We start from the raw sequence: 22,762 nt of genomic DNA, 5'->3' as shown, positions 1-22,762 counted from the left end.
TAGTTAGGGAGAGCACGGATTTGGCCTGGTCAAGTGGCCAACCCAGGTCGGAGTGGATCCGGTCACAGGGTTTGTCAGCAGGGGATGCATCTAATAGGCTCCGTTCGGTTGCAGGACGGCGTCGCCAGATGACCGCCAAGCTGTGTGGCACCTGAAAATTTTGGTGCCGATTTCAAGACCCTCGTGGCCGTGGTTCGAGATGGAACCAGACAAGGCCCCGCTGCTGGACAGAGAGAGAGTTGTATTCGATGCGCGTAAGCACACCGTCGAGGCGAGTGGGGATGGGCAGACGCCTCATCGCTGCGTTTGCCGCACTGGCGACCATTGCCGGAGTCGGGGTTGTTGCCGGCACCGGCACAGCCAATGCCTGGGGCACCGGTAACGGATTCCAGCAATGGAACGTCGATGGCTGTGGGATGCCGTCCGTGAAGGTCCGGTCCTGGTCGAAGCCGGGCAACTACAAGACGGTTGTGCTGCTCGACGGCCTGCGCGCGACGTACGACGTCAGCGGCTGGGAGCACGAGACCAATGTCCAGAACATGGTCAACAGCGGCGTCAACGTGGTTATGCCCGTCGGCGGACCCGCCAGCTTCTACAGCGACTGGAACGCGCCGAGCAACTTCAATCGCCAGCCGTACAAGTACATGTGGAACTGCGTCATCACCAACACCCTGGTCAAGGGTATGGACGCACGCGGTCTTCGCGTTGGTCCCGGCGGCAAGTACGCCATCGCCGGCATCTCCATGGGTGGTAACGCCGCCCTGGTGATCGGCGCCAACAACAAGCAGAACTACTCGCACGCCTTCTCGATGTCGGGCTACCTGAACCTGTCGGCACCCGGCATGAAGTCGGCCATCCGCGTCGCGCTGCTCGATGCCAACGGCGGACCGTGGAACGCGGACAGCATGTGGGGCCCCCCGTGGAGCACCCGCTGGTACGACAATGACCCGTTTGTGCAGATCACCAAGATGCACGACATGAAGGTCCGCGTCGCGTCGGGTAGCGGTATCCCGGGCGGCTACAACCAGAACGAGAACGCGGTCAGCATCGTGCAGGGAGTGCCGCTCGAGGTGCTGTCGCTCGCCCAGACCCGCGCGTTCGAGGTCCAGGCCTTCGTGAACCGCGTCAACCTCACCACCGACTACCCGGTCACCGGCACCCACAAGTGGGGCTACTGGCAGGACATGATGTGGCGAGCACTCCAGCAGGGCTGGTTCCGCGGATAATCGTGGTGACATCCCTCTAGTCACAAAATTCACACCTGTCACAGGTGTGGCAACCTCAAAACAGAACGTCCTACGTGTAAGAAACACGTAGGACGTTCTGTTTTTGTCTGCGGGTCCGCCTTGATCCGGGCTTCGTCCGGTGACATAGGGCAGCAGAGCAAGACCACAGTGGTGACGGTGACTTGAGGAGTAGAGGTACATGCGGCAGAGATTTGTGCGCGGCGCACTGGGACTGATGGCCGGCGCGGTATCCGTGTGCACAGTGCTGGGTATGTCCTCGACCGTTGCGGTCGCCGCCCCAGCACCGCAGAGTCCGGTGGCACCTGCTGTGCAGGCTCCCGCTCTCCAGGCGCCGGCGCCGGTCCCAGGCGTCAAGATCACCAACACCTTCTGGTACTCCGACCGCCGAGTGGCGATGTGGGTGTACTCACCCGCGATGGGCACCAACATCCAGGTTCAGCTGCTGCTCGCCCGCGACTGGAACTACCGTCCGGCGAACAAGTTCCCGCAGATGTACATGCTCGACGGACTCCGGGCCCAGGAAGATCAGAACGGCTGGGTCCTCAACACCAACATCGAGGACTTCTACAAGGACAAGAACGTCAACGTTGTCCTGCCCGTCGGTGGCGAGTCGAGCTTCTACACCGACTGGGCCGAGCCGGACAACGGCAAGAACTACCAGTGGGAGACGTTCCTGACCAAGGAACTCCCACCGTTGCTGGAGAGCCAGTGGCGCTCCACGGACGTGCGCGGGGTCGAGGGGCTGTCGATGGGTGGCAGCGCCGCGATGATGCTCGCCGGCCGCAACCCGGGCTTCTTCAAGTTCGCCGCATCGTTCTCGGGCATCTTGCAGCTCAGCTCCTTCGGGATGCCGCAGGCGGTGCAGTTCGCGATGAACGACGCAGGTGGATACGACTCGAGCAAGATGTTCGGACCGCCGACCAACCCGGCGTGGAAAGAACACGACCCGTACCTGCTGGCCGACAAGCTCAAGGGCGTGAGCCTGTACGTCTCGTCCGGTAACGGCATGGTCGGTCAGTACGACACCCCGTCGACCATCCCGTACCTCGCGACGAACTACGCGGGTGTGGGCCTCGAGGTGCTGTCGCGTGTCACCTCCCAGCAGTTCGCCAGCAAGCTCAACCAGCTCGGCGTCCCGGCCCAGGCGGTCTACCGCGCGTCCGGAACACATACGTGGCCGTACTGGCAGTTCGAGATGCAGCAGGCGTGGCCGCAGGCCGCAGGTGCACTCGGGCTCGGAGTCGACAGGCCGGCGTGCTCGACCGGCGGCGCGATTGCGCCCGTCTACAAGGCCAACAAGAAGGCACTCGAGGAGTGCCTGACCCCCGAATACGACGTGCCGGGTGGACGCGCCCAGGACTTCCGCAACGGACGGATCATCTGGTCGGCGAAGACCGGCGCCAAGGTCGTCGGTGGCGGAATCGGCGGCGCGTACGTGGCTGCCGGAGGCCCGGGCGGGTGGCTCGGCTTCCCGACCAGCGACGAGCTCGCGACACCGGACCGGATCGGGCGCTTCAACCGCTTCCAGAACGGCAATATCTACTGGACCGCGAAGACCGGCGCGCATGCCGTCGGTGGGGCGATCCTGGCCGACTGGGGCAAGGCCGGTTACGAACGTGGGCCGCTGAAGTACCCGACCGGGGACGAGATCGACACACCCAACAAGAAGGGTCGGGTGCAGGCGTTCCAGATCGGCGGCTACTACTGGACTCCGTCAAACGGTGCGCACTCGGTCCAGGGCAAGATCATGGACAAGTACGCCACGCTCGACTTCGAGGGCGGCTGGCTCGGATTCCCGAAGACCAACGAGATCGGATTGCGCGACGGCGGACGGTTCAACGCGTTCGACGGCGGCAACATCTACTGGACGCCGGCCAAGGGTGCTTTCGCCATCCCTCTCGGACCCATCTATGAGGCATGGGGCAAGGCCGGATTCGAGAACGGCAAGTTCGGCTATCCGGTCAGCGATCAGATGAACATCACCGGCGGTTACCGGGTGAACTTCGAACGCGGCGCCATCGAGGTCGTGAACGGGGTCGTCACCGCCAAGTGATTCCTCAGGTGCCTTCTGTAGCCTTGCGGAGGTATTCAGGGCGCAGAGCGCGAATCCCGGCGCGCAGCGCGGGGTGTCCGGGTCGGCCTGGCGGAGCCTTTTCGGTCCGTCGGCTCACCGGACCCCGCCGTGCCGCCCGGCGAGAAGACACAAGGAAGTGACATGACAGGCAACATCATTCGGGTTGTGACCGCGGGTGCCGCGCTGCTCATCACCGCAGCGCTCGCCACCGGTTGCGGCGACGATTCGACCGCGTCGGCGCCGACTGATTCGGTGAGCGCCACCAGTACTACGACGAGCGCCACCAGCAGCGCTGCGCCGTCGTCGGGCGCCTCGACGGCCACGTCGACCGAGGCGAGCAGCGACGGACAGCCCGACGACACCCAGGGTCTTCCCGAGACGGGTCCGCCCTCGGCGAATGTGCCCGAAGGCGTCGACGAGAACGACAAGACCGAGGACTACCTCGCGGAATTGAAGAAGCAGGGCGTCGAGTTCCCCAACGACCCCGACAACGCCATCGCGCTCAGTGCTGCCTCGGCGGTCTGTCAGGGCAAGGAGCAGGGCGCCAGCCCGGCCGACATCAAGGTGATCGTGGTACCTCTCGTGGGCTCGGGCACCACCGACGAGGCCAAGGCACAGGCCAACGCCGACAAGGTGATCAAGGCCGCCGAAGCCAAGTACTGCTGACGGTCGCCGACATGACAACCACAAAGCGGCCGACATGACACGTAAGAAGCGAAGTCGGGGACGCACGTTGCTGTTTGTGGTCCTCGGTCTGGGGATCCTCAGCGTCATCGCGGTGATCCTGGTGATCATCCTGATCATCAACCTGCTTCGGCCCGACCCGGGGCAACCGGGTGGACCTTCATCGTCGCCGCCGTCGTCGGCTGCACCGCGACCCACCGCGCAGCCCGCCGATTGCCCGGACGTCCAGGTGATCGTGGTGCCAGGTACGTGGGAGTCGGCATCGAACGACGACCCCTACAATCCGACTGCGAACCCGAACTCGTTGATGCTCAAGGTGTCCGGGCCGCTCGCAGAGGAGTTCGACAGCTCGCGGGCCGACGTCTACACGGTGCCGTATGTGGCCCAGTTCCGGAATCCGACCGTGCTGACCGACCGACAGATCGACTACAACACGTCACGGGCCGAGGGCACCAGCAAGGCCCGCGCCAAGATCACCGAGGTCAACCAGAAGTGTCCGCTCACGAGCTTCGTCCTGATGGGCTTCTCGCAGGGAGCGGTCATCGCAGGTGACATCGCAGGTGAGATCGGTAACGGTCAGGGGCCGGTCGCTGCCGATCTCGTGGTGGGCGTCGGACTGATCGCCGACGGTCGCCGTCAGCCGAATCAGGTGGAGACGGTGGGTCCCAACCCTCCCGGCGTCGGCGCGGAAATCGCTCTCGACATCCTCCCGATTCCCGGGATCGACCTGACCGGGCCACGCCCCGGCGGGTTCGGCGAGCTCGCCAACCGCACGTACTCCCTTTGTGCGCCAGGCGATCTGATCTGTGATGCACCCACCATCGCCAACCCGATCGAGGGCATCAGCAAGTTGATGGGTGCCGTCAACAACCCGGTACACGCGATGTACAACACCACTCGGTACTGGAACGACGACGGTGAGCCGGCCACAGAGTGGATGACGGGTTGGGCACGTGACGTGATCGACAAGGCGCCTTTCCCCAAGCACGAATGAGCCCGCCGGACCGGATCGAGCGCATTTTGCGCTGATCAGGTGCGGAAGTATCGTCTACTGCCGAGCCGGGCCCGTAAGGCATGGGCGACGACCACCGGGCATGTTCGACAACCAGGAGACTTGCGATGACTTCAGCCGAGGCCGCACCGGGCCCCCGTAAGTTCCGGTTCGGAGCGGGTGGCGAGGGCAACCGTGACGAGGGTGGGGCGCGCAAGTTCGTCAAACTCGCGCAGACCGCCGAGGAGTACGGTTTCGACACGTTCGCCGTGCCCGACCATCTGGGCAACCAGGTGGGGCCGCTCGCGGCCCTCGGTGCACTCAGCCAGGCCACCGATCGGATCCGGCTTGCCACGTCGGTGCTGGCCAACGGGTATCGGCATCCGGCCCTGCTGGCCAAAGAGGCAACCACCATCGACGTGCTGTCCAAGGGCCGCCTGGAGCTGGGGATCGGCGCAGGATGGATGAAAGAGGAGTTCGACAAGGCCGGCATCGAGTTCGAGTCGCCCGGCGTCCGGATCCGCAGGCTCGATGAGTCGCTGACCATCCTCGACGGACTCCTGCGAGGCGAGGAGGTCAACTTCTCCGGCGAGTTCTACAACATCAAGGGTCTGGTCGGCAGTCCCCGTCCGCGGCAGGGTCCCCGGCCTCCGATCGCGGTCGGCGGCGGTGGGCCGAAGATGCTCGCGCTTGCCGCCAAGCACGCCGACATCATCTCGGTCGCGACGGGCACCACGCCCGACGGGCGGCTGCGACTGTCCGACATGACGATGGAGAAGACCATCGAGCGTGTGGACCGCATCCGGCAGGCGGCCGGCGACAGGTTCGACGAGATCGAACTCAACTGGACCATCGCCACGATCGTGATCACCGACGATCGCGAGGCGACTGCGGAGATGGCGCTGGCCGCACTCGACCAGGGCTATCCGCCGAACATCGCCATGGACGTCAAGTTGTCGGTCGACGACATCCTGGCCTCGCCGTACCTTGCTTTCGGGTCGTTCGAGCAGATCGCCGACCAGATCCGCGAGGTGCGCAGGCGAACGTCCATGTCGTATGTCGGGGTGTTCCCGACGCAGATGGATGCCTTCGCGCCGATCATTCCGATACTCAAGGGCGAGTAGCCACATTCGTGGTCGCGGAAGCGTAGGTTGTCTCACGACCCGTACCCAAGGCGAGTGGTACTGGCCGGTAAGATGTTGAAGGTTTGGCTCGGGTCGGCGGCGACCGCGAGTCCTGTTTGGCTTGAGAAGAAAAGTAGGGAACGCTGTTGGAGACGAGGCGTGTGGCACCGATGAAGCACATGGTGCCGCGCGCTGAGCTCGACCGTTCACAGGTGACGCAAGCCGAACACAAGGTGGATCACCCCGCGGACGCACTGTCACGCAGGCTGGTGACCAGATTTGTGTCAGGGGCGTCGAGGTCGCGATCAGGAGTACGAATGAACAACGAGTTTGACCAGTTCTTGGACGAGAACGGAAATCTGTTCTTCGACGACGACGTGACGCTGGTCGACTACGTGGAACGCAATGTCATCGAGCAGGCCGAGACACTCGCGTACCGCTTCATGGACTACAGCCGTGAACGCGATGGCGAGCCGATCGACCTGACCTGGGCCGAGTTCGGCAAACGGCTTCGTGCCATCGCCGCGCGGCTGCAGCAGGTCACGCAGCCGGGCGACCGGGTGGCAATCCTGGCCCCGCAGTCGCTGGAGTACGTGATCGGCTTCTTCGGATCGCTGTTCGCGGGCAACATTGCGGTTCCGCTGTTCTCACCGGACGAGCCGGGTCACACCGACCGGCTCACCGCTGTGCTCGCCGACTGCAAGCCGAGTGTGATCCTCACGGCGACCAAATCGGCCGAGGCCGTCCGTGACTTCTTCAAGCCGTTGCCTGCCAAGGAACGTCCCCGTGTCATCGCCGTCGATGCGGTTCCCGATTCGGTCGGCGACACGTGGGTCAAGCCGAAACCGGCCCTGCACGATGCGGCATATCTGCAGTACACCTCGGGTTCCACCCGGGTTCCCGCCGGCGTGGTCATCACCTATGAGTCGGTGGCCGCCAACGCACTGCAGATGATCGATGCGATCGAGTTCGACCACAACTCGCGCGGCGTCACGTGGCTGCCGATGTTCCACGACATGGGCCTGCTCACGGTCATCTTGCCCGCGCTGGGCGGCAAGTACATCACCATCATGAGCCCGCAGGCGTTCGTCCGACGGCCCGGCCGGTGGATCAAGGAACTGGCCGCCGTCGCCGATGGCGCCGACACGTTCGCCGCCGCGCCCAACTTCGCGTTCGAGCACGCCGCGGTGCGTGGCGTCCCGAAGCCGGGTGAAAAGCTCGACCTGAGCAACGTCATCGGCCTGATCAACGGCAGCGAGCCGGTCACCGTCAGCTCGATGAAGAAGTTCAACGAGGCTTTCGGTCCGTATGGACTCCCGAAGACCGCCATCAAGCCCTCGTACGGGATGGCAGAAGCCACACTGTTCGTGTCGTCGACCAAGCGCGAGAACGAGGCGAAGGTCATCTACGTCGATCGCACTGCCCTCAACGCGGGACAGTTCAAGCTGGTCGACCAGGATGCGCCGGGCGCGGTGGCCCAGGTGTCGTGTGGACAGGTCTCGGTGAGCCAGTGGGCCGTGATCGTCGACTCCGAGACCGGTACTGAGCGTCCCGACGGCCATGTGGGTGAGATCTGGCTGCACGGGATGAACATCGGCCACGGATACTGGGGTCGCCCGGAGGAGACCGAGGAGACGTTCAACAACACCCTCACCACCCCACTGCCCGAGGGCAGCCGGAGCATCGGCTCTCCCCAGGGCGCCAAGTGGATGAAAACCGGCGACTACGGCGTGTGGTTCGAGGACGAGCTGTATATCACCGGACGCGTCAAGGACCTGGTGATCGTCGACGGCCGCAATCACTACCCGCAGGACCTCGAGTTCTCGGCGCAGGAAGCCAGCCCGGCTCTGCGTCCCGGCTTCGTTGCCGCGTTCGCCGTGCCTGCCAACGAACTGCCCGAGGTGGTGTTCCAGAACTCCGCCAGCGGACTCAAGTTCGACGGGGACGACGCATCCGAGCAGCTGGTGATCGTCGCCGAGCGCGGACCGGGCAAGAAGGTCGACCCGCAAGAGGTGGCCGACACCGTGCGCGCCACGATCGCCCAGCGACACGGTGTGATGGCACGCGACGTGCTGATGGTTCCGGCGGGCTCGATCCCACGTACCTCCAGCGGCAAGATCGCCCGGCGCGCATGTAAGGCGGCGTACATCGACGGAACTCTGCGCGGTGGTTACCAGCAGACGGCGTTCCCCGATGCGCCACACGAGAATCAATAGTCTGGACTACCCGATGCCTGAACTGAACAGTTCGACGAATGAGCCCCTGAACTCCGAGGACAAGTTGCCGGGGTCGAGTTTTGGTCCGGGTGACAGTAGTGGCGCCGGTGACGGTGAGTTGGATGTGTCGCCAGTTGGTTCGTCGACCGATTCAGGCGAAGAACGGCAGAACGACGAGAAGGCCGGTGACCTGACGGTCTCGGAGCTACGGGAGTGGCTGCGGCAGTGGGTCTCCGACACGACCGGACTGCCGGTCGACCAGGTCTCCGACGATCGGCCGATGGAAGAGTTCGGCTTGTCCTCGCGTGACGCGGTTGCGTTGTCGGGCGACATCGAGGACAAGACCGGCATCATCCTCACCGCCACCGTCGCGTACCAGCACCCGACGATCGCGTCGCTGGCCAAGCGCATCATCGAGGGCGACCCGGATGCGGGCCGCGAGGACGATGACGACGACGATCTGTACAACCGCACGCGAGGCCCGAACGACGACATCGCGATCGTCGGTGTGGCAACACGTTTCCCGAAAGCGGGCCACACCCCGGAATCCACCTGGGACCTGCTGATCAACGGCGGCGACGGCATCAGTGACCTGCCCGAGGACCGCTGGACCGAGTTCAAGTCGGATCCGCGGATCGCCAAGGTGCTCGACGAGGCCAACCTCAAGGGCGGCTACCTCGACGACGTAAAGGGCTTCGACGCCGACTTCTTCCAGATGTCGCCGCGCGAGGTCGAGATGGTGGACCCGCAGCAACGCCTCGCACTCGAATTGACCTGGGAGGCACTAGAACACGCGCACATCCCGGCCAGTGACCTCAAGGGCGGCCAGGTCGGTGTGTTCATCGGCAGTTCCACCAACGACTACCAGATGCTGGCGGTCTCCGATCCCGAAGGCGCCGGCGAAACCGCCGCGTATGCCCTGACGGGTACCTCTACTTCCATTGTGGCGGGACGGGTTTCGTACTATTTCGATTTCCGCGGGCCGTCCATCGCACTCGACACCGCATGCTCCTCGTCGCTGGTCGCGGTGCACCAGGCAGTGCGCAGCCTGCGTAGCGGCGAGTCCGATGTCGCTCTCGCAGGCGGTGTCAACATGCTGATCACCCCGGCCGCGACGCTGGGGTTCGACTCCGTGGGTGTGCAGTCCAAAGACGGTTACATCAAGGCGTTCTCGTCCGACGCCGACGGCATGATCCGTGCCGAGGGTGGCGGACTCGTTGTGCTGAAACGACTTTCCGATGCCCGCCGCGACGGTGACAACGTGCTCGCGGTGGTCGCCGGATCGGCTGTCAACTCCGACGGGCGCTCCAACGGACTGCCAGCCCCGAATCCCGAAGCTCAGGTTCAGGTGCTGCGCAACGCCTACATCGACGCTGCCATCAATCCGCGCGACGTCGACTACATCGAGGCGCACGGCACGGGAACCATTCTCGGCGATCCCATCGAGGCGGACGCACTCGGTCGTGTGCTCGGCAAGGGGCGCGATGCGGCCAAGCCGACGCTGCTCGGCTCGGCGAAAACCAACTTCGGCCATCTCGAAGCCGGTGCAGGTTCCGCAGGCCTGATCAAGCTGATCCTTGCCCTCCAAGAGGACAAGCTCCCGCCGTCGCTGCATTACGCCGGCCCTAACCCGTACATCCAGTTCGACGCGCTGCGGCTCAGTGTTGTCACCGAGCCGGCTGATTGGCCCAGGTACTCCGGCCGCGCCATCGCGGGTGTCTCCGGATTCGGGTTCGGCGGCACCAACGCCCACGTGGTGGTCCGAGAGGTGACGCCAGAAGATCTGAGGGAACCCGCCGCAGAGATCATCGACGAGCCGGTTGCCGCCCAGGCCACGGTCGCCGACTTCCTCGACGAGGACGACGACCTCGACGAGTTCCTCACCGAGGCCGAACGCGCCGCGTTGGGCCAGCTCGCGGCCACACCGGCGAAAACCGAAGAGTTGCAGGCCGAGGAGGACCCGGCAGCAGGATTCGCGCCGTGCCGGGCCGAGGGTTCGGTTGTCCCGCTGGTGGTCTCGGGGTTCCTTCCGTCGCGTCGTCGCAAGACCGCCGCCGACCTCGCCGACTGGCTCGAGACCGACGTTGCGAAGAATACGCCGCTCGTTGACATCGGGCGGTCGCTGGCTCACCGCAACCATGGGCGTACCCGGTCGGTGGTGATGGCCCGCACGCACGAGGACGCGCTCAAGGGCATGCGGGCGGTCGCTGACAACAAGAACAGCCCGCTGGTTTTCACCTGTGACTCACCGGATTCGGCGTCGCCCGTGTGGCTGTTGTCCGGGTTCGGTTCGCAGCACCGCAAGATGGGCAAGCAGCTCTACACCGAGAATCCGGTGTTCGCGGCGGCGGTGGACAAGGTCGACAAGCTGATCGTCGAGGAGCTCGGCTACTCGATCGTCGAGCAGTTCCTCGACGATTCGGTGGCCTACGAGATCGAGACGTCGCAGATCGGGATCTTCACCATTCAGATCGGCCTGGCCGAGTTGCTCCGCCACCATGGTGCGGATGCCGGTGTGGTTGTCGGACATTCGATGGGGGAGGCGGCAGGCGCCTACATCACCGGTGGGCTGTCCCTCGAGGACGCCGTCCGGGTCATCTGCCAGCGGTCGCGGCTGATGGGCGAGGCCGAGGCGCAGCTGACCGGCGACGACATCCGGCTGATGGCTCTGGTGGAGTACAGCGCCGACGACATCACCGGTGTGCTCGCCGACTACCCCGATCTCGAGATCTGCGTGTACGCAGCACCCACCCACACCGTCATCGGCGGTCCTGAACCGCAGGTCGATGCCATCGTGGCGCGGGCCGAGAGCGAGGGCAAACTCGGGCGCAAACTTGCCACGAAGGGTGCCAGCCACACGTCCCAGACCGACCCGTTGCTGGGTGAACTCGCCTACGAGCTCACCGGCATCGAGCCGCTGTCGCCGAAGATCGGGTTCTACAGCTCGGTCGACCGCGAGACCTTCTACCGGCCGGGCAGCGAGCCGGTGCACGCCGTGGAGTACTGGACCAAGGGCCTGCGGCACAGCGTGTGGTTCTCGCAGGCCGTTGCCAAGGCCGTCGAGAACGGGCACACCACGTTCCTAGAACTGTCGCCGAACCCCGCGGTATTGATTTCCGTTGCTGCCGTGACCTTCTCTGTCGGCATCCACAACGCCGAACTGATCGAGACGTTGCGCCGCAAGGAAGACGAGAGCCACGGCGTGATCAACGCGCTGATGAAGCTCTATGTGCACGGTCATGCCGTCGACGTTGGATCGTTGTTCGGTAAGGGCGATTTCGCCGAGATCCCGCGGACCCGGTTCGAACGCAAGCCGTACTGGCTGACCGCGAACATCTCGGCCGGGTCGGGCGATTCCAGGATCCCGGGATCGCACGTGGCCCTTCCCGACGGTCGCCACGTCTGGCAGGTGTCCGCATCGGCGGCATCCGACCTTACCGAACTCGTCAGAGTTGCCGCTTCGCAAGTGCTTTCCGATGTACAGGTGACGGCGGTGCTCCCGCACGGTGAGCCGGTGGGCGCGTCGACGCTGACCACCACTTTGGCACCTCACCCGGGCGGCGGCGCTCTGCAAGTGCATGCCGCCGAGGGCACTTCGTTCCGACTGCTGCTCGACGCCGTGGTGGTCTCCGGTGGACCGGCTCCGGCCGCCGTCCAGACGGCCCCCGCCACCGCGCCTGTGACGGCCGAGCAGTCCGGGTTCGTCGACAACACGCTGGTGACCGAACCGGAGATCAGCGATGAGATCGGCGCCCGGTGGGATCCGACCTCCGGCGAGACCATCGACGACCGGTTGGCACAGATCGTCGCAGAGTCGATGGGTTACGAGGCCGAGGATCTGCCTCGTGAGATCCCGCTGATCGAGCTGGGTCTGGATTCGTTGATGGCCATGCGCATCAAGAACCGTGCGGAGTGGGAGTTCGACATCCCGCAGCTGCAGCTGCAGGCGATGCGCGACGCCAACCTGCAAGACGTGGTCAAGTTCGTCACCTATGCCGTGGAGCACCGCGACGAGGTGGAGGCGCTGGCCGCCGATGCAGCGGGCAAGGGTGAACTGGACACCGCCGCATTGGCCGAACTGATCAACTCTGAGGGAACCAAGCCCGTCGAGACCCAGCCCGTCGCGCCCCAGCCCGTCGAGCCCCAGTCCGAAGCGCCTCTCGAAACCTCCGCACCCGAAGAGGCTGTCGCCGAAGCGGATTCGGCGCAGGCCCCGGCTTCGCCGGCACCGGCACAAGCCCAGGCCGACAAGCCGAAGGCCAACCTGCAGAACGCGGCCGCGGTCGCCGCTGCGGCCGGTGCGGACGTCCCACCGCGAGATGCCGCCGAGCGTCTCACCTTCGGCGTGTGGGCCGTGGTGACCGGAAAGTCTGCCGGCGGCATCTTCAACCCCCTCCCGGTGCTCGACGACGAGACCGCGGAGAAGTTGACGGCCCGGTTGTCCGAACGTGCGGGCGGCGAGCTCGACATCGAGGACGTCATCGACGCCGACAACATCGAGACGATGTCGAACTACGTTCGTGAGCATCTCGAGGGTGGGCTGGTGGACGGCTTCGTCCGCTACCTCCGGACCCCCGAGAACTCAGACCGCACACCGGTGCTGGTGTTCCACCCGGCCGGTGGCTCCACCGCCGCGTACGAGCCGCTGCTCAAGCGACTGCCCGAGGACGTCCCGGTCATCGGATTCGACCGCGTCGAGGGGACCATCGAAGAACGGGTCCGCCAGTACTACCCGAAGCTGCGCGAGATCCAACCAAACGGCCCGTACGTGCTGGTCGGCTGGTCTCTCGGCGGCGCCCTGGCATACGGATGCGCGCAGGTACTCGTCGAAGCGGGCGAAGAGGTCTCGTTTGTCGGCCTGATCGATGTGGTGCGCCCGGCCGAACCGGTCGAGGACACTCCGGAGACCAAGCGGGCCCGCCTCGAGCGGTACCTCGACTTCGCCAAGCGCACCTACGGCCTCGACGATGTTCCGATCCCGATGGACCGCCTGGTGGAAGCCGACGACGACGGCCAGTTCAAGATCATCATGGAGATGCTGGCGATGAGTGACGCCAAGATCCCTGGTGGCATCATCGAACATCAGCGCACCAGCTTCCTCGACAACCGCGCGTTGTCGACGGTGGAACCGACGCGCTTCGACGGCAAGGTGGTCCTCTACCGGGCCGACAAGATGCATGATGGCGCAATCGAACTCGAACCGCAGTGGGCAAAGATCGATGAAGACGGAAGATGGGGAGAGGTGGTCGACGATCTCGAGATCATCCATGTCGGAGGCGATCACCTGGCGATCATCGACGAACCCTACATCGGAAAAATCGGTGCCGATCTGACCGCACGGTTGGAAGAGCTCGCAAGAAAGTGACCCAGATTGACTGACACCACCGCCGGCAAGCTCAAAGAACTTCGCGAGAAGCTCGAGGCGGCAAAAGAACCCGGCGGCGAGCGGGCGGTCGCGAAGAGGGCTGCCAAAGGCATCGCCTCGCCTCGTGAACGACTGGACATGTTGTTCGACCCCGGCACATTTGTCGAGTTCGGCCGACTCGCCAAGATGCCCGGCGCCGCGGACAGCGGCTACGGCGATGGTGTGGTGACCGGGCACGGCCTGGTCAACGGCCGTCCGGTCGCGGCTTTCTCGCATGACCAGACGGTGTTCGGCGGAACGGTCGGTGAGATGTTCGGTCGCAAGGTCTCGGCCATCATGGAGTGGGCGGGCAAGATCGGCTGCCCCATGGTCGGCATCAACGACTCCGCAGGCGCCCGTATCCAGGATGCGGTCACATCGTTGGCCTGGTACGCGGAGATGGGCCGTCGCAACGACCTGTTGTCGGGGCTGGCGCCGCAGGTCTCGATCATCCTCGGCAAGTGTGCGGGGGGCGCAGTGTACACCCCCGCGAACACCGACATCCTCGTCGGCGTCAAGGACGAGAGCTACATGTTCGTCACCGGGCCGGACATACTCCGTGAGGTGAACGGTGAAGACGTCACGGCCGAAGAACTCGGTGGCTCGTACAACCAGTCCAAGTGGGGCAACATCCACCACCTGGCCGATGACGAGAAGAGCGCATTCGAATGGGTGCGTGACTATCTCGAGTACATGCCGTCCTCGTGCCACGAGAAGGCACCGGTGATCAATCCCGGGCTGGAACCGGAGATCACCCCGAGCGACCTCTCACTCGACACCTTCATGCCGAACAACGACAACACCGGCTACGACATGCGCGACATCATCCTGCGCGTGTTCGACGATGGTGCGTTCCATGAGGTCGCCGAGTTGTTCGCACCCAACATCATCACCGGTTACGCGCGGGTGGACGGTATCTCGGTGGGTGTGGTGGCCAATCAGCCGAACGTGATGGCCGGCGTGCTCGACACGGACTCGTCGGAGAAGGCAACTCGGTTCGTCCGAATCTGCAACGCGTACAACATCCCCCTGATCTTCCTGGTCGACACCCCGGGCATCCTCCCTGGCGTCGAAGAGGAGAAGAAGGGCACCATCCGGCGTTCGGGCAAGTTCCTGTTCGCCTACGTGGAGGCCGACGTCCCGAAGATCACCGTGGTGCTGCGCAAGGCCTATGGCGGCGCCTACGCGGTGATGGGTTGCAAGCAGCTCGGTGCCGACATCAACTTCGCGTGGCCCACAGCCAAGATCGCGGTGATGGGTGCGGAGTCCGCGGCCACCATCCTGACCCGGCGGCAGACCGAGAATGCGACGCCGGAGGAGGCTTCGAAGATCCGGAAGGACTTCGTCGACTTTTACAACACCATGATGGCGACCCCGTACCTCGCCGCCGAGCGGGGCTACATCGACGCCGTGATCGATCCGTCGAGTACTAGGTTGCAGCTGCGAAAAGCGTTGGCGCAGCTGAAGGACAAGCACATCCTGCGGTCGCCGCGTAAGCACTTCCTGATGCCGATCTAGATCCTCCGCGTGTGGTGACATCCTCCGGTTGCAACGGGAGGATGTGGCTGTAGTCGGAGGGTGTGGGGGTTTCAGCTGTCGTCGTCGGGATGCCGGATGCCACCCGCGAGCATCACGCCGATGGCAAACCCGGCCACGGGGAACGCGTACGCCCACCCGAAGCCGATGTCGGGCAGCTGACCGTCTCCCGAGACGAGTACGGCCTTGTGGGGGACCAGCCGTATCGTCGCCAGGATGGCCGCGCCACCGAGCGTGCAGCCCGCGACCGTCGTCAGACTGAGCGCCTCACTTCGGGCGCTCGGACCGAGCCTCGCGGTGAAGCGCTCGGTGGCCCAGCCGAGCAGACCCGCGCAGATCGCGAAGGCGGCCGGGATAAGCCAGACCCAGCCCGGCACGTGGAGGGCGAGGTCGCGGCCGGACGGCACGTGCACCTTGGTCGACGACTCCGTGATCCCGGGAGTGATGAAATACCAGCCGAGGACCGCGACGAACCCGAAGCCCAGACCGATGACGGCGGCACGCAACCACGTTGTGCGCCACAGGCGTAGTACAGCTGGCGTGGACCGGACCGTTCCCATCCTCCTACCGTCGCACACAGCCGCCCCGCGACGCCGCAGATCCTCCCGCTGCAGTCACTTCCGCCGACTCGCCAGTCCCTCCGACTCGTGCCTGTTCCTCCGGTTGCAGTCGGAGGGTGTGACCGGAGTCGGAGGGAATCGGCGGGGTCCGGGCTTTGGTGGACGCCTGCTTGCCAGTTCCTCCGACTCGTGCCTGTTCCTCCGGTTGCAGTCGGAGGATGTGACCGAAGTCGGAGGAAACAGGCGGGAACCGAGACTCAGTACCGGGCCGCTCGCATCGGCGCAGGCGACCACAGACCCGAGTGCGTGCTCGATCCGATCGTCAGTTCGGCGGGCTTCGCCGGTGCGATCTCGCTGAACTGCTGCAGCGAACCCCAGTCGCGGCCCCAGTCGTTCCGCAGATAAGACGGAATGATGGTCGCGCGCAACATCGATTGGGTGACTCCCAACGGACCACCGGCATCGGCGGACATCCACGTCTGGCTGTTCTGCCGAGTTGCCTGTGCGTCGGGGAGGATGCGCCACTGCGGAACCTGGACGACGCCGTACTTCACCGCCATCGGTTTCTGGCACGGGAACACCAGCGCCGGCAGCCAGTCGATCAAGACCGGATCGTCCTTGCCCACCAGGTCGTTGAGCGTGCGCATCGTGGTGATGCGCGGCGGTGTGACCGCAAGCCACTGATCCGGTGCGCCGGCGTTGTCCTTGGCCATCACCCGGACCACCGAGGCACCCGCGGGGGCGTCGGAGAGCGGGAAGCGGAGGTTGCGCCAGATGGGTGGATCGCCGATGTCGATCGGGCTCATCTGTCCCATCGGGATGACCGTGTTACCCGGTCCGGGCCTGCCGAACTCGACCACCAGCTGCTGTCCGGGCTGGGCGATGCCCTCCCCGTCCACCGCGGCGATACGGCCGGCAGCCGACAGGGTCAGCAACGGCGCATCGGCCTGTCGCTGCGGCATCTGGTACCAGGCCGACGTGAGCGACGCGTTCTGCGAGCCGTAGCTACCCAGGACGGGGGTCTCGGCAGGGTCGAGTCCGAACGGCAACCGCACGGTGGACCCGTTGACGCCGAGCGCGCCCTGTCCGCCACCGGTACCGGCCTCGTCCGCCTCTGTCGTGTCGCCCGACCCGGCCCCGGTCTGGGCGGTGTTCTGCGCCGTGGTGGTGTCGCTGGTCTCGGTGGCATCCACCGACAGATCGTTCGGCACACCGTTGGGGGTGAATCCCGCCATGCCCGTGCCGGCCAATGCGTCGCCGGGCGACAGATCGGCCTGCCCGGCCACCGTTGCCGGTGCCAGCAGTCCGCGATTCGGATCCGGTTCCACCAGAACGTCATTGGCGAGGGCGCAGATGTTGCCCTTCAGTGCGTCGACGTTCGAGTTCAGCCACGACCAGCTGTCCCGCTGCTCGTACGCAGCCTTGACAAACGAGAGCAGCATGAACAGCACCACCAGGCCGGCCAGCACCGGCATGGGTGAAAAGGCCAGTCTGTGTAGTGCTTTCGACCCGGCGCCCGCTGTTCGGCGTCCACGTAGTCGTCCCGGAAGTGCTGGTAGAGGCCGACAAGCGTGGTGGCGACAGCGATCACCAGGACGATCCAGGTGACCCGGATCCCGCCGATGGCAGGCGGCTGGTCCCACCAGGGGATGCCGTAGCTCGCCACGAACCACCAGCCGTTGGTGCCGGCGAACGACAACGCGACCACGTACAGCACCGCGGCAGCGAAGAAAGTGCGATTACGCCTGCGCCGCAACAGAGCAGGCGCCATCATCGCACCCGCCGCGGCGGCCAGCGCCGCACCGATACCGGCGTAGACACCGAGGTGGTGGGTCCACTTGGTGGGGGTGAAGGCCAAGAAGAACATGAAGCCGAACACGCCGGCGACCAGGCGCCAGGTGGGCCCCTTCGCGATGCCCATCGGCTGACGACGACGCAGCAACATGAGCAGCACCACCATCAGGCAAAGGAACGCCATCAGGATGCCGAATCGCCTCGACAACGTGCCGTCGGCTGTGGGCAGCATCAGGTAGTAGTACCGAACCGGTTCCTGCCACCATTCGAGCGTCGGCCCCACCTCGGAGGCGACCTGCGACGACGTCAGGATCGTCGAAAGTGTCTGATCGGCAAAGATGTTGTACAGCACCGATGTTCCCGCGGCGAGGATGGGCATCAGCAGCGGTAGCAGCCCGTCGCGGTGCCTGCGTGCGACAACTCGTCTCAGCAGCGGGCGGATTCCGGCGAGCAGCAGTGCGACGGCCATCAGGCCACCTGGTGCGAGCGCGAGGGTGAAGGCGGCAACAGCCGAACCGATCGCCAGCGGCAGCAACCGGCCGGTGGCGATGGCGCGGTCGACGCAACACCAGGTGAGCAGCGCGCCGATCGCGAGTGCGGGTTCGGGGCGCAGGCCGTTGTTGAACGGCATCCAGATGGCCAGGAACACAAACGCTGCCGACCACAGCGCTGGGGTGGAGTGACGGACCGTCCGGCCGAGGCGCGGGATCACCTCACGCGAGATCAGCCACCATCCGAGAAGGCCAAGCAAGAACGCGGGCAGACGCATCCACGGCGCCGACAGGCTGACCTCGGTCATCGCCGAGATCACCTGGTAGTGCCAACCGAATGGATCCTGGGGCACTCCGTAGTAGCGGTAGTAGTTGTCGACGTACCCGGCTTCTCCGGCGATGCGCCCGACGGTGAAGTTGTAGCCGTCGTCGGAGGTGTTCGACCCCATCAGCCACCAGAAACCGAGTACCGCGAACACCACGACGTCGGAGAACCGGATGGTCCACCAGTGGGTGGGCAGGATGCGCCGATGTCTGCGACCGTCCCGGGAGTCGAGGACCGCGAGCGCTATCAGCGACACCACAGTCATTGCCACACCGATGACGAGGGCGGCGAACTTCAGGTTGGTGGGGGTGGTGACGAATCGGGTGTCGATGGTCGCGCTGAACTCCAACCCCTCGGGTGAGGTGCCTTGGGGGAGTTCGGTGAAGACGCCGACGATCTGCGGTCGGAGGTTGGGATCGCGGACGTCGAAGGACAACTGGCCTTCGGTGCCGCCGTTCTCGATGCGCCCGGCAGAACCTCCACCGTCGGCCTCGACGGTGATGCGGCAGTTCGGATCCGCCTGCGCGACAGCCCGATCCGCGGTCAGCAACACCACGTCGCGGCCGGTCACCGTGATGCTGTCGGACGTGGCCCGGATGAACAGGCCCTTGGACGTGGCCTCCTGCCCGCCGGCGGGGATCGTCGAGAGCAGAACCCCACCGTCGGCGGGGAGCTCGGCAGCGGTGGAGCAGGGAACGGAGACCCGCATGTCGGTGGGGACAAACGACACCAGCGGCGCCGCCACGTTGACCACCTGGTTGTCCTGGGGCCAGTTGAGTTGCGCCGTGGTCTGATTCACCGGCATCAGCGGGCTCAGGCAGGCGAGCAGGAACCCGATGAGGCCGGAGACGACCGCCACGATCTTGATGTTGCGGTAGCCAGGGCCGACGTAACGGCTCAGGCTCCGCTTCCCGGTGGGCGGTTCTGTGTTGATGGTGCTCGCCTTTTCACTCATTTTCCTGCGGCACCACCCTCAGTGAGCCGGTGCGTGACCATCCCCAGTTCTTCTCTGTCCCCGTGGTGATCTCGGCTGCTGGAGCATCGGGCACCAGCGGGGTGTACTTCTCCAGCGACCCCCAGTCTCGATACCAGTCGTCGTCGAGGTAGGTCGCCACGGTGTTCGCCCGCGCCAGCGCCTCGGGCACGGCCAGCACACCACCGTCGTCCGCGGCCTGCCACGTCTTGGATTGGGAGGCGGCGGTCACCCTGTCGGGCAGGATTCGCCACTGCGGGATGTCGGCGACTCCATCGGTGATGGAAAACGGTTGCTGGCAAGGGAACTGAGACGCCGCGCTCAGGTCGATCAGCGTGGGGGAGTCCGATCCGACGACTTCTTGCAGGGTCTTGAGCTGCGGTGCGCGGGGTGGGGTGACCGCGAGCCACTGCTTGGGGTTGACGTTGTTGTCCTTGGCCACGATCCGCATGGCGGTGGCATCCCGGGGGACCTGCGCCATCGGGACGCGTAGGTTGCGCCACGGCCGGTTCGGCTTGTCGGGCCCGGGGTCGATGGGCACGATCTGCGGGCCGAGGTCGGTGAACGACCCATCGGGGTTCGGGACACCGAACTGCACCTTCAGCTGCTGCCCGAAGGTCGCCACACCCTCCTCGTTGAACGTGAACACCGGTCCGGCGGCGCTGAACACGAGTAGCGGCGACGCGTCACGGGCGGGGAGGTTGTACCAGCCGGTGGTCAGTGACGCCTCTCCCGAGTCGTACCCGTAGCTGCCGAGCACCGGCGTGGTGGCCGGGTCGAGCCCGAACGGCAGCGCCACGGTGGAACCGTTGACCGTTTCCGGTCCGGTACCGCCGGTGATACCGGCACCGGCACCCGAGACCACAAAGGGTTTGTTGAAGCTGGCCGACACGTTCATCTGGCCGGGACGGGCGGAGCCCGCCTCGGGTGTCAGGTCGCCGGCAACGCCGTTCGGGGTGAAACCGACCGCATCCTCGCCCGCGAGGGCGTCGGACGCCGAAACTCCGTCGGCAGGGGTCAGCATGCCGCGGTTCGGATCTTCTTCGACCAGCACCGCATCCGCCATTGCGCAGCTGTTCCCGCGAAGAGCATCGAAGTTCGCACCGAGCACCGTGTAGGCGGGATACCGCGACAGCGCGGCTTTGGCGAACACCGCCAGCATGCAGATCACCATGAAGCCGGCGATCAGGGCGATAGGGGAGGAGGCGATGAACAGGCGGCGGCGGTCGGACCGCGCCTCGGCGGCCGACGCGTCGGGTCCGTGGGCAAGCCCCTTGTTGGCGACGTAGTCGAGGCGCAGGTGCTGCCACACCGCGACGGCGCCGGCCACCACGGCGAGAACCAGGAAGATGGTGGACACTTCGCGACCGGCGAGCACCGGTGCCTTGTCGAACCACGAGATGCCGAAGTTGTAGGCGAAGGGCCAGGCGTTCTCGCCGGCCATCGCCGCGGCGAGGGCGAAGAGCAGTCCCGCGACGAAGACCGACAGGTTGCGCACCGACCGTGCCGCCGACTGGGCGACGGCGATGGTGGCCGTGGCGGCCAGCGCAGCGGCGAAACCGGCGAACACGCCGTAGTGGATGGTCCACTTGGTGGGTGTGAACATCATCAGCAGCAACGTGATCAGCGTGGCGCCGAGCAGTCGCCAGGCCGGCCCCGGATCGACGGCACGAATCTTCTTGCGTCGCAACATCACCGCGAGTGTCACGAACACCGACGACAGCAACAGCAACAGCGGCACCCGACGGGTCAGTGCGCCGTCGGGCGTGGTGACGGTGATGAAGTAGTACCGCAGATATTCCTGCCACCACGAGATGGTCGGTCCGACGATGTAGCGCGTGCGCACGGCATCGAACACCGATGCCAAGGTCTGATCGCGGAAGACCACGAGCACGACCAGCGAGGCGGCCGCGATGGACGGTGCCATCACTGCCGCGAGGTTGAGCACCCGCACGCGGTTACCGTGTTCGGGATCGCGGCCGCGTTCGATCAGCACGCGCAGCATGGGCCGGGCGCCCACGATCAGTACGGCGACTGCGATGACACCCTGCGGCGCCACGGCGAGAGTGAGCCCCGCGCACATCGCAGCCAGGGCAGCCGGTAGCAATCGGCGGGTCGCGATGGCGTGCTCGACGGCCCACCAGGTCAGCAGGGACCCCAGGATGATGATCGATTCGCTGCGCAGACCGCTGGCAAACGGCAGCCAGAACGCGGTGAAGACGGCCGCGGCCGCCCAGATCGCCCAGGCGCTGCGGCGGACTCCGGCACCGAGGCGGGGTAACAGCACCCGCGACAGGATGAACCACGACCCGAGGCCGGCGGCCAGCGACGGGATGCGCATCCACAGTCCCGAGGCCGACACCTCCGACCAGACGGCCAGGAACGAGTAGTACCAGTCGAACGGCGCCTCGCGATGCCATAGAAGCGGTAGTAGTTGGCGAGGTACCCCGCGCCCTCGGACGCGCGACCCATGTTGAGGATGTAGCCGTCGTCGGGTGAGCCGGCGCCGAGGAAGTGCCAGATGAGCAGCACACCGGTGACGGCCAGGTCGGTGACACGCGGTCGCAGCACCTTGCCCCAGGCGGGGGTGCCGATCCGCCGGTGGTAACCGGCGAGCCAGTCGAGCCGGCCGAGGCAGATCAGTGAGACGGCGATCGCGACAAGCCCGACGATCAGCGCGAGCTGTTTGATGAGGGTTGGCGTCGAGGAGAAGCGCGTATCGACCACTGTGGTGACCGAAAGTCCCTGCGCCTGGGCGGCTTTCACGTCGTCGGTGGGGATGTCGGTGAAGACGCCGTCGAACTGTGGTCGTTGGTCGATGCCCAGGGTGCCGACCGGACCGAGACCGACGAACTGTGCACCCACCCCTGCAGGGTTCGACCAGATCCGCAGATCGCGGCACTGCGGCGATCCGACGGCGTCGCGGGGCGCGTGGCAGCCAGCTCGTTACGGAAGATCACCGACACCGACGACGCGGAGGCGGAGACGACCAGGGCCTTCTGATTGAACTGTTGGGCGCTCGGCGGCATCGTCGCCAGCACCAGGCCCCCGTCGGTTCCGAGGCTGTCGATCAGGGAGCACGGAATGGTCGCATCGAGGGTCTGCGGCGTCTGCGCGATCAACGGTGCGGTGACCGACGCGGTCGCGCTGGAAAGCGGCTGACCTGCGGGCCAATCGATCTTCGCGGTGGATTTGTCGACCGGCAGCAGAGGGGTGATCGCACACAGCACGATCCCGACCAGTCCCGCCACGATTGCGGTCCAACGGACAGTCCCCGCACTGGGGATGTGAGAGGACACAGGCACGAGCAACGATGGTATTGCACTGACCTGAGAGCCCTAAC

Annotated in this window: 9 protein-coding genes and 2 pseudogenes; 9 read left to right on the top strand and 2 right to left on the bottom strand. The window is 65.5% G+C overall.

Annotation, left to right across the window (positions count from 1 at the left end):
* The first annotated feature begins 281 nt into the window (after window positions 1–281).
* From W823_RS34355 to W823_RS59470, 9 genes are all read left to right on the top strand, one after another.
* Window positions 282–1,226, top strand: coding sequence for an alpha/beta hydrolase family protein (locus W823_RS34355; RefSeq protein WP_023954852.1), 945 nt, complete (start codon window positions 282–284; stop codon window positions 1,224–1,226).
* Window positions 1,227–1,425: 199 nt separating this feature from the next.
* The gene (locus W823_RS34350; RefSeq protein ID WP_023954850.1) at window positions 1,426–3,300 is read left to right on the top strand and encodes an alpha/beta hydrolase-fold protein; all 1,875 of its coding nucleotides are present in this window, start codon (window positions 1,426–1,428) and stop codon (window positions 3,298–3,300) included.
* 162 nt (window positions 3,301–3,462) lie between these two features.
* Window positions 3,463–3,987 carry a DUF732 domain-containing protein gene (locus W823_RS34345; protein WP_023954848.1) on the top strand — a complete coding sequence of 175 codons (525 nt, stop codon included), beginning with the start codon at window positions 3,463–3,465 and terminating at the stop codon, window positions 3,985–3,987.
* Between the two features lie 34 nt (window positions 3,988–4,021).
* Window positions 4,022–4,999 (top strand): cutinase family protein, encoded by a 978-nt coding sequence (locus tag W823_RS34340; protein WP_023954847.1) that lies wholly within the window; start codon window positions 4,022–4,024, stop codon window positions 4,997–4,999.
* 125 nt (window positions 5,000–5,124) lie between these two features.
* Window positions 5,125–6,120: an LLM class F420-dependent oxidoreductase gene (locus tag W823_RS34335; RefSeq protein ID WP_023954845.1), complete on the top strand. Its 996-nt coding sequence runs from the start codon at window positions 5,125–5,127 to the stop codon at window positions 6,118–6,120.
* Window positions 6,121–6,437: 317 nt separating this feature from the next.
* Window positions 6,438–8,336: a long-chain-fatty-acid--AMP ligase FadD32 gene (gene fadD32 / locus W823_RS34330; RefSeq protein ID WP_031331302.1), complete on the top strand. Its 1,899-nt coding sequence runs from the start codon at window positions 6,438–6,440 to the stop codon at window positions 8,334–8,336.
* A gap of 13 nt (window positions 8,337–8,349) precedes the next feature.
* On the top strand, window positions 8,350–13,701 hold the full coding sequence (pks13, locus tag W823_RS34325) for a polyketide synthase Pks13 (protein ID WP_023954841.1): 5,352 nt from the start codon (window positions 8,350–8,352) through the stop codon (window positions 13,699–13,701).
* 6 nt (window positions 13,702–13,707) lie between these two features.
* Window positions 13,708–15,258, top strand: a complete 1,551-nt coding sequence (locus W823_RS34320; protein ID WP_023954839.1) for an acyl-CoA carboxylase subunit beta — start codon at window positions 13,708–13,710, stop codon at window positions 15,256–15,258.
* A 234-nt stretch (window positions 15,259–15,492) separates the two neighbouring features.
* The gene (locus tag W823_RS59470; protein ID WP_152537976.1) at window positions 15,493–16,194 is read left to right on the top strand and encodes a leucine zipper domain-containing protein; all 702 of its coding nucleotides are present in this window, start codon (window positions 15,493–15,495) and stop codon (window positions 16,192–16,194) included.
* Here the strand turns inward: W823_RS59470 and W823_RS34310 are convergent.
* Together W823_RS34310 and W823_RS34305 are read right to left on the bottom strand one after the other, a co-directional pair.
* A pseudogene (locus W823_RS34310) lies at window positions 16,094–19,401 on the bottom strand (arabinosyltransferase domain-containing protein). The gene W823_RS59470 and the pseudogene W823_RS34310 sit on opposite strands and share 101 nt — an antisense overlap.
* A pseudogene (locus tag W823_RS34305) lies at window positions 19,394–22,724 on the bottom strand (arabinosyltransferase domain-containing protein). Before W823_RS34305 ends, W823_RS34310 begins: the two co-directional pseudogenes overlap by 8 nt.
* Window positions 22,725–22,762 lie beyond the last annotated feature (38 nt).

The sequence above is a fragment of the Williamsia sp. D3 genome (assembly GCF_000506245.1).
Lineage (GTDB): Bacteria > Actinomycetota > Actinomycetes > Mycobacteriales > Mycobacteriaceae > Williamsia > Williamsia muralis.
This window is presented reverse-complemented; position numbering and strand designations above follow the sequence as displayed.

Coding starts and splice junctions, on each gene's coding strand:
- W823_RS34345 (WP_023954848.1), top strand. CDS start 3,463: ATGACAGGCAACATCATTCGGGTTGTGACCGCGGGTGCCGCGCTGCTC.
- W823_RS34350 (WP_023954850.1), top strand. CDS start 1,426: ATGCGGCAGAGATTTGTGCGCGGCGCACTGGGACTGATGGCCGGCGCG.
- W823_RS34355 (WP_023954852.1), top strand. CDS start 282: ATGGGCAGACGCCTCATCGCTGCGTTTGCCGCACTGGCGACCATTGCC.
- pks13 (WP_023954841.1), top strand. CDS start 8,350: ATGCCTGAACTGAACAGTTCGACGAATGAGCCCCTGAACTCCGAGGAC.
- fadD32 (WP_031331302.1), top strand. CDS start 6,438: ATGAACAACGAGTTTGACCAGTTCTTGGACGAGAACGGAAATCTGTTC.
- W823_RS59470 (WP_152537976.1), top strand. CDS start 15,493: ATGGCCGCGCCACCGAGCGTGCAGCCCGCGACCGTCGTCAGACTGAGC.
- W823_RS34340 (WP_023954847.1), top strand. CDS start 4,022: ATGACACGTAAGAAGCGAAGTCGGGGACGCACGTTGCTGTTTGTGGTC.
- W823_RS34335 (WP_023954845.1), top strand. CDS start 5,125: ATGACTTCAGCCGAGGCCGCACCGGGCCCCCGTAAGTTCCGGTTCGGA.